The sequence below is a fragment of the Silvania sp. genome (assembly GCF_051656365.1).
In the GTDB taxonomy this organism is placed as follows: Bacteria; Pseudomonadota; Gammaproteobacteria; order Enterobacterales; family Enterobacteriaceae; genus Enterobacter; species Enterobacter hatchlandensis.
Genome location: NZ_JBOGBT010000077.1, coordinates 1 through 6,119, shown reverse-complemented (window position 1 = coordinate 6,119; position 6,119 = coordinate 1). Strand labels below are relative to the sequence as shown.

9 protein-coding genes are annotated in these 6,119 nt (G+C 56.9%); 2 read left to right on the top strand and 7 right to left on the bottom strand.

Features of this window, described 5'->3' with window-relative positions; genetic code table 11:
- Positions 1-365 (bottom strand): MFS transporter (locus tag ACRDD5_RS14995; protein WP_438677168.1); only part of this gene is annotated, 365 nt, incomplete at its 3' end.
- Between the two features lie 126 nt (positions 366-491).
- On the opposite strand from ACRDD5_RS14995, the gene ACRDD5_RS14990 reads away from it, so the two are divergent.
- Positions 492-1,388, top strand: coding sequence for a LysR family transcriptional regulator (locus tag ACRDD5_RS14990; RefSeq protein ID WP_438677167.1), 897 nt, complete (start codon positions 492-494; stop codon positions 1,386-1,388).
- Positions 1,389-1,420: 32 nt separating this feature from the next.
- Here the strand turns inward: ACRDD5_RS14990 and ACRDD5_RS14985 are convergent, their stop codons facing one another.
- Positions 1,421-2,002 (bottom strand): TetR/AcrR family transcriptional regulator, encoded by a 582-nt coding sequence (locus tag ACRDD5_RS14985; protein WP_438677169.1) that lies wholly within the window; start codon positions 2,000-2,002, stop codon positions 1,421-1,423.
- 91 nt (positions 2,003-2,093) lie between these two features.
- On the opposite strand from ACRDD5_RS14985, the gene ACRDD5_RS14980 reads away from it, so the two are divergent.
- Positions 2,094-2,987 (top strand): ABC transporter six-transmembrane domain-containing protein, encoded by an 894-nt coding sequence (locus ACRDD5_RS14980; RefSeq protein WP_438677166.1) that lies wholly within the window; start codon positions 2,094-2,096, stop codon positions 2,985-2,987.
- 47 nt (positions 2,988-3,034) lie between these two features.
- On the opposite strand, the gene pptA is transcribed toward ACRDD5_RS14980, so the two are convergent.
- The 5 genes from pptA to ACRDD5_RS14955 all read right to left on the bottom strand — a co-directional run.
- The gene (gene pptA / locus ACRDD5_RS14975) at positions 3,035-3,265 is read right to left on the bottom strand and encodes a tautomerase PptA (protein ID WP_271281157.1); all 231 of its coding nucleotides are present in this window, start codon (positions 3,263-3,265) and stop codon (positions 3,035-3,037) included.
- Between the two features lie 32 nt (positions 3,266-3,297).
- Positions 3,298-3,915, bottom strand: coding sequence for a glutathione S-transferase family protein (locus ACRDD5_RS14970; protein WP_438677165.1), 618 nt, complete (start codon positions 3,913-3,915; stop codon positions 3,298-3,300).
- Positions 3,916-3,957: 42 nt separating this feature from the next.
- Positions 3,958-4,845, bottom strand: a complete 888-nt coding sequence (locus tag ACRDD5_RS14965; protein WP_438677164.1) for a transporter substrate-binding domain-containing protein — start codon at positions 4,843-4,845, stop codon at positions 3,958-3,960.
- A gap of 9 nt (positions 4,846-4,854) precedes the next feature.
- A complete protein-coding gene (locus ACRDD5_RS14960) occupies positions 4,855-5,628 on the bottom strand; it encodes an amino acid ABC transporter ATP-binding protein (protein WP_271281160.1) in 774 nt (257 codons plus the stop codon).
- Positions 5,612-6,119, bottom strand: a 508-nt coding sequence (locus ACRDD5_RS14955; protein WP_438677163.1) for an amino acid ABC transporter permease, incomplete at its 5' end; no start/stop codon positions are given. The genes ACRDD5_RS14960 and ACRDD5_RS14955, both read right to left, overlap by 17 nt.

The following is a 6,119-nucleotide window of genomic DNA, read 5'->3' as shown; positions in this document are numbered from 1 at the left end:
AAGAAACCGGCCTCCGCCACACCGAGCAGGAAGCGCAGAGTGTAGAAGCTGGTCGTGCCCTGCACGAAGGCCATCCCGCCGGAGACCAGCCCCCAGGTGATCATCACCCTTGCAATCCAGATGCGCGCTCCGACCTTATGCAGGATCAGATTCGACGGGACTTCAAACAGGAAGTAGCCGAGGAAAAAGATCCCCGCGCCAAAACCGAATACCGCCGGGGAGAAACCTAACTCGGCGTTCATGGTCAGCGCCGCGAATCCGATATTAACGCGGTCGAGAAAAGCGATGAAATACAACAGCATGATAAAGGGCACAATGCGCAAGGTGATCTTGCGCATGACCCGTTGTTCGATTGTGCAGGTCATGAGGTGTTCCTAATAATTATGTGTAGGGTACGCAGTCGGGCTGCCTTGATGAGTATGCTGATATTTCTTGCATGATCATGCGCTTCGGTTTATACAAAAAAATGCAATAATCGCGAGCGAGCCAAAATGGAACTACAACACTTACGCTGTTTCCTGGCGGTGGCCGAGACCCTGCATTTTGGTCAGGCGGCGCAACGAATGAACATGCTGCCATCGGCATTAGGAAGGAATATTCGTCTTTTAGAAGAAGCACTTGGCACACGGCTATTTAGTCGGTCAACGCGTCGTGTCGCGCTGACGGAGAACGGGGTTTTACTGCGGGAAGAGGCGCGAAAACTGCTCGCCCACGCCGACGCGATTATGTTGCAATTTCGTCAAAATCCGCGCCGTAATCAGCCCTTGCTGCGCGTCGGTACCATCGACAGCGCGGCGATGGGATTACTGCCTGGGCTGCTGCAATTGTTCCGTCAGCAGTACCCGGAAGTGGAAATTCAGCTTTTCGAAGATAAAACCGTCCATCTGCTGCCGAAGCTGAAAAGCGGCAGGCTGGACCTGGTATTTATTCGCCCGCCCTCACAGCTCGACGCCCAGTTTGGCCGGGCGTTTCTGTGTAATGAACCGGGCATTCTGGCCCTTCCCGCCAGCCACCCCTTTGCCGGGCGGGAGAGTATCGAGATCGTCGAACTGGAAGGGATGCCGATGATCCTGCCTGAGCGGCGTTCCCGCCCGCACAGCCACGACCTGACGATGAATCTGTTCCATAACGCCGGGATTGAGGTGACAGTGTCACAGCTGGCGGATGAAAAGCAGACCATTATCAACCTGGTCGCGGCGGGAATTGGGCTGGCGATTGTGCCCGCCTGGAGCAGCCGCTTTCAGCTGCCAGGGGTGAAGTTTGTGCAGCTGAACGGTGCAGCACAGATGGGAATGCCGCTGGAGGCGGTGTGGATGGCCGGGGCGCAGGATGAGATCCGCGACAATATGCTGGCGCTGCTGGAAGCGCACCCGGAGCTGTATCATTAACCGCGCCGGGCGGCGGTTTGTTAAACCCGCCCTTACGCTTTATAGATAAACTGCTGGATAAAGTCGGCGATATCCTCCTGAACCATTTTGCATTTTTTGGCCGAGGGCCCGACGCTGAGAAACTCCGCATAGCCATTCAGAAGTGACACCAGCTGACGCGTGGTGCGGCGGGCATCGCTGTCACGGAACGTGCCGTTGTCTATCCCTTCCTCAATGATGCCGCAGACCACCCCGCTCCATTCGTCGGTGATGGACTCCACCAGCTCTGCGTAAGCTGCATTATGAATGGCTAAATGCCAGATTGAGCTATACAACTGCCATGCGGCATCAGGCTCCAGCGGCAGGAAGTTTTCAACCAGCTGCGCCATTTTTTGTGCGGAGGTTAGCCCGATAATCTGCTGGCTGAACGTCTCCAGCTCGTCGCGCATAAAACGATCCAGCGCCGCAATACACAGCACCTGCCAGTTGCTGAAGTAGTGATAGATATGGCTTCGCGAGATCCCTAACGACTCCGTCAGCTCACGCGTGGTGACATTGGCGATGCCCTTCTCCAGAAACAGCGCGATGGCCCCGTCCAGAATTCTGGCTTTTAACGTCTCTTTTGCTTCTTTCATCATCACGCCCACGTTGACTTTGAGCAAACGCTCAAATAGACTCACCCCGAGATTTGAGCAACCGCTCAAGTCCATTTTAACAGAAAATAGTATGCTTACCTTAAAAAATGCGGCACCGGCCGCAGTCTCACACAGCGCAGTTAAAACGCTCAAATTACTGGGTCAACGCCACAGCCGAAAACTCATTCTGACCTTCTTACTGGTGGCCGCCGAAAACATCACCCTGCTGTTGTATCCCCTGCTGGCCGGGTTTGCGATCAACGCGATTGTCTCCGGCCAGGCCTTACATGCCGTGCTGTATGCGGTGATGGTGTTTATGATGTGGGCCATTGGCGCGGCAAGACGCAGTATCGATACCCGCACCTTTGCCCGCATTTATGCCGAAATGGCGGTGCCGGTGATCCTCGCCCAGCGCGAAGAACAGCATAGCGCCTCGACGATTGCGGCACGCGTGGCGCTTTCGCGGGAATTTGTCGACTTTTTCGAGAAACATTTGCCGGTGCTGGTGACCTCTGTGGCGTCCATTATCGGAGCCGCGGTGATGCTGCTCCTGCTGCAGTTCTGGACCGGCGTCGCCTGTCTGTTCATCCTGGTATTTTTTGCCCTGTTTTTGCCAGGCTTTACCCGCAGGAACGAAGCACTCTTCCTGAGGCTGAACGATCGGCTGGAAAAAGAGGTGGCGTTCGTGAATAGCGCCTCACAGATGTCGCTGTTCAGACACTACGATGTGCTTGCCCGGCTCAGAATTAAGCTGTCGGATCGGGAAGCGATTGGCTATCTGTCGATCGGGACGATCACCGCGATTTTATTTGCCAGCACCATTCTGACGATGTCTTTCCAGGGTGGATTAGATGCCGGTCATATCTATTCGGTGATGACCTATATGTGGATGTTTGCCATGAGTCTGGACGACGGACCGCAATTACTGGAAAAATATTCTCAGCTGAAAGACATTGGCAAGCGGGTGAATACCAGTACGGTGTAATAAGTCTATATCCCCTCACCGCAACGATGAGGGGATAACGCGCACAATTACATCGAGTAACCCGGCTTTTTGATCAGCTCATCCATCTTCGGGCCAATCTCCGTATCCCAGACCTGCGCTTTCCAGTCCTGCTGTTGCACCTGCTGCAGCGCAACGGACACAGAAGCGTCTTTGCTGTTGAAGTGACGAATAATCACCTCGGCGATATCCGCCGCCAGGGCGGTTTTTTGCTCGTCATTCAGGTCGCGCGGGAAACATTTGATATCTACGTGTGGCATGTGCAGGGCTCCTTTTGAGTTAGCGTTCCAGACTAGCAGAGAATGTCGTTGCCTTTTAACACCTTGTGCAGTTTCGGGAGCTGACACACGCTATCGGCAATCGCCGCAATCTTCGGCGTGTTCTCTGCGAACCACACCGGGCCTGGCCCCCAGGTGCGCATGACGCACAGGTAACAGTCGATCAAAGTCAGCTGCTCGCCAAAGGCAAACGGGCTGGCTTTGAGGTGGTTATCCAGCCACAGATAGAGCGTTTTGCGCCAGGCCATGCAGTTTTGCTGTAGCTGTTCCGGGGCATCCGGCGCCCAGCGCTCCGGGTAATCCGCGTAAGTGAAGGTCGGATAGACGTTGGCCACCAGCCACACCAGCAGGCGCTGAAACTGCTGACGTTCCACGCACCCGATGGGGGGTGCCAGATCGGGACAGCGATCCAGCACCATCAGCGCGATCGCGCCGGTTTCGCTCATGATCTCGCCATTGCTCAACTCCAGAGTCGGCACCTGACACAGCGGATTACGTTTTTCCAGCAAGTCGCGCTGCGGGCCGGGCTTATCAAAACCGTCAACGTTGATAAACTGATACGGAATGTCGGCCAGGGTCAGCATCAGCTCGCTGATTGCCGAGCCCCAGCCCGGTACGCCATACAGGATCATGCGGTCACCCCTTAAGGTTAAAACCCTAAGTGTAGAGCAGCCTCAGTAGGTGATGCCTGGCGGGTTGACCTCCGATTGCCCCACCGCTTCGCCCTGCTCACCCCAGCGAGCCAGCACTTTCTGGTAGTCGCCCCGCTTAATGGCACCGTCGAGCGCGGTCTGCAACGCATACACTAACTCATTGCCCTTTTTGGTGGTGGTCGCGACATAGGCTTTTTTCGGCCCTAAACCCACCACCCGGGTTTTGCCGGTCAGCGCTTCTTTATAGGCCGAGACCGACTGCGGGCCGAAGAACACATCCGCCCTGCCGGACTGGATATACAGGTTGCCGGAGGCGTCGTCGGTGAGGTACACCGGCAGCGCCGGTTCACGTCCGGCGGCTTTGTTCTCTTCGTTCCAGCCCAGCAGAATACGTTCCTGGTTAGTGCCGGAGCCGACAATCACCTTTTTACCCGCCAGATCGGCGGCGTTTTTAATTGACTGCACCTCACTGGTGGATTTCACCGAGAAGGCCAGCGAATCGACGCGATAGGTGGCAAAATCAAACTTCTGCTTACGCTGCTCGGTCACCGCAATGTTCACCAGCGCCACGTCGTAGCGCCCGGAGCTAATGCCCAGCGGCCAGTCTTCCCACGCGGTGGGCACCAGCTTGAGCTTCAGGCCGAGGCTGCCCGCCAGCAAACGGGCGATATCCGGGTCGCTGCCAATGCGGGTGCGGTTATCACTGGCCAGCAGCGCCAGCGGCGGCGAGTTGAGGGCCGAAATCGCCACCGTCAGGGTGCCGGGCTCAACAAATTTGTAACTGGCGGGGATCTTCGCCACCGCCTGTGGGTCAACGGTCACCGGCAGCGGCTGTTCGTTGGCCTGTAAATCAATCGCGGCATGGCTGGTTGAGACAACCGCCAGCAGCGCCAGAACGCCATATTTCATCTTCTCTCCTCACAGCACTTTCGACAGGAACTGCCGCGTTCGCGCGTGCGACGGACGGTTCAGTACCTCGTCGCTGCTCCCTTGTTCCACGATTTTACCGTCCACCATAAACACCACCTGGTCTGCCACTTCACGGGCAAAGCCAATCTCGTGGGTCACCACCACCAGCGTGGTGCCGGAGCGGGCCAGCTTTTTGATCACGTCCAGCACCTCGCCCACCAGCTCCGGATCCAGCGCCGAGGTGGGTTCATCAAACAGCATCACGCGCGGGCGCAGAGCCAGCGCCCGCGCGATGGCGATCCGCTGCTGCTGGCCGCCGGACAAATGCCGCGACCAGGCATCGGCTTTATCCCGCAGTCCGACCACGTCCAGCAGGTCATATGCCCGCTCAACTGCCGCTTTGCGGCTCAGTTGCTTGTGCGCTATCGGCGCTTCAATCAGGTTTTCCAGCACCGTCAGGTGCGGGAACAGATTAAAGTTCTGGAACACATAGCCGACGTTAACCCGCTGCTTGAGGATCTCCTTCTCTTTCAGCTCATACAGCTTGTCGCCCTGGCGGCGGTAGCCAATATAGTCCCCATCAATCTGGATAAAGCCTTCATCCACGCGTTCGAGGTGGTTAATGGTCCGCAGCAGCGTCGATTTACCCGAGCCGGACGGGCCGAGGATTACGGTAACGGAACCCGGCGGGATCTCCAGCGAGACGTCATCCAGCGCCTTATGGCGACCAAAAAACTTGCTGACCCCGGTAATCGAAATATGTCCTTCAGGAGAGGCTTGCATGGACAGGCTCCTGTGTCGTTTGGGTGGTTACAGAACGGGTCCGGCTTGACGCGCGGGATTGATTCACCGCCGAGCGGCGCTCACTGCGAGCCAGGGCGCGTTCAACCAGATGCTGGATCGCCGACAGTACGGTGGTGATCACCAGATACCAGACGGCACCCACCATCAGCAGCGGGATCACTTCCTGGGTGCGGTTGTAGATCATCTGAATGGTGTAAAACAGCTCCGGCATCGCCAGCACGTAAACCATCGAGGTGCCTTTGGCGAGGCTGATAATTTCGTTAAACCCGGCAGGCAGAATGGTGCGCAGCGCCTGGGGCAGAATAATGCGCAGGGTACGTCGCGAGGCCGGTAAACCGAGGGCCGCCGCCGCTTCATACTGCCCGTGATCGACCCCTAAAAAGCCGCCGCGAATAATTTCGGCAGTGTAGGCGCTTTGCACCAGCGTCAGCCCGATAACGGCTGTTGAGAACTGTCCCAGCACGTTGATG